This is a genomic window from Streptomyces sp. A3M-1-3 (assembly GCF_024213665.1).
GTDB lineage: Bacteria > Actinomycetota > Actinomycetes > Streptomycetales > Streptomycetaceae > Streptomyces.
This window is the reverse complement of record NZ_JANAVP010000073.1, coordinates 1-1,537: the sequence shown is the minus strand read 5'-3', so window position 1 is coordinate 1,537 and position 1,537 is coordinate 1. Positions and strand designations below refer to the sequence as shown.

Genomic DNA, 1,537 nt, shown 5'->3' with positions numbered 1-1,537 from the left:
GGCACGCCGGGTGCGGGAAGAGGCCCGAAGAAACGGCTCGATCGAAAGACGAGACCGCGCTTCGGGCCTACTTCACCACCGGCTCTTCTCCCACATCACCATGAACTGGCGAGGCCGCCCGCTGACCAGCCACGAAGTCATCGTCCAGTCCATCGCCGCGACCGCCACCCGCACCGGACTGCGCGTGCACGCCGAACTCGACACGAGCACCTACCCAACCGGAGTACAGATCGGTGACGCGGAGATGGCAGCCCTGCCACTGACCCGGCATGCCTTCCACGGCGACTGGGACTACGCCCTGCACCCCCAGTCCAACCCTGCCATCCCGGTCGCCCGGGCCCCACAGACACCGGCGCCGGAGTGGGACCAGGCCCTGCTGACCGACCCCACGCTGACTGGCATGTCCCGGCAGCAGCTGAGGGACCTCACACAGAGTTTGGACCCGGACGGTGATGGCCGGCGCGGCCGCCCGCCCCGGCTCGCCTTCCCCGATCAGGTCCTGGCCACAGTCCTCCACCTGCGAGTGGCCCTGGCCGCGGAACCCCTCGCCGTGCTTTTCGGCAGTAGCCGCACGGCCTGCTGAAGATCAGGAGACTGCTCGAGGCACACGGCACCGTCATCCCACCCGCGACCACCCCACCCGCTGCCCTCGCACCCCTCCAGGCCCGGATCCTCGCCCAGAGCAGCGATCCCAACAGCAAGATCAAGACGACGTGTTAATGACCTGCAAACCCTTAGCCACGTCAGAGTGGGAGCGTTATGCCCAGCTCCTGCATGGCCAAGGAGGGCGGGCCGCCTTCGGAGCATTCGGTCTTACGGCCCTTGCTGCCTGCGGCGAGTGTGCGGGGGTCGACGGCTTCGGCCGGGGCGCCGGTGGCGTAGAGGCCTCCGGGGTCGGTGTCGCGGTCGTGGGGCAGCAGCCAGAACACTCGGCGCCGGAAGGTGCCGGAGGTCCTCGACGGCTTGGCCATCTGGCCGAGCTGGGCGTAGCCGACCATGCGTCCGGCGCGGTGGTAGGCGGGCTTGCCACGGCGGGTGGCCAGCCGGTCCAGGCTCTGGCGCACGTAGTCGAGGGCGGTGATGTCCTCGAGCCACACGAGGTCGGCTTCGTGGCTGATCTCGTCCTCGGTGATCAGGGAGCTCATGGGGTCTCCTTGTCGGCGAGCAGGCCGATGCCCGGATAGTACTTCCGCGAATTGGACAGGATCATCTCCTTTGGCGACGCCAGCCCGATCAGCTCACGGGCCCGCGCGGCGAAAGCGCGGGAGGAGACAGCCGACGCGCCTTCACTTTGGCACCAGGCCCGGTATGCGGCGTAGAGGCGGGCCTGCTCCGACCTGTAGTCCGGGTTGACGGCGCAGCACTCTTCGAGGAAGCGGCCGGTGTGGTCTTCGGTTTCGGCGTAGGCGACGGTGGCAATGCGTACGCGTTCGGGACCAGTGAGGTCCTTGTCGCCGCGGAGGTAGCGGCGGGCGCCGTCGATCATCCAGTTGAGGATACCGGGGCCTTCTTCCGTGACAAGCACGTCGGCCAGGTT

General features: G+C 68.3%; 2 protein-coding genes and 1 pseudogene. 1 reads left to right on the top strand and 2 read right to left on the bottom strand.

Translation table 11 applies throughout. The annotated features are described in order from the left end of the window. Positions 1-70 precede the first annotated feature (70 nt). A pseudogene (locus tag NLX86_RS34190) lies at positions 71-720 on the top strand (ISAzo13 family transposase); the annotation flags it as partial. 23 nt (positions 721-743) lie between these two features. Here the strand turns inward: NLX86_RS34190 and NLX86_RS34185 are convergent. Continuing rightward, positions 744-1,145 carry a DUF6009 family protein gene (locus NLX86_RS34185; RefSeq protein WP_254375717.1) on the bottom strand — a complete coding sequence of 134 codons (402 nt, stop codon included), beginning with the start codon at positions 1,143-1,145 and terminating at the stop codon, positions 744-746. Then, the coding region (locus tag NLX86_RS34180; RefSeq protein ID WP_254375716.1) for a primase-like DNA-binding domain-containing protein at positions 1,142-1,537 on the bottom strand (396 nt) is incomplete at its 5' end. The genes NLX86_RS34180 and NLX86_RS34185, both read right to left, overlap by 4 nt.

Bases quoted from the DNA above. Each gene is read 5' to 3' on its own strand.
- NLX86_RS34185 (WP_254375717.1), bottom strand. From the start codon at position 1,145: ATGAGCTCCCTGATCACCGAGGACGAGATCAGCCACGAAGCCGACCTC.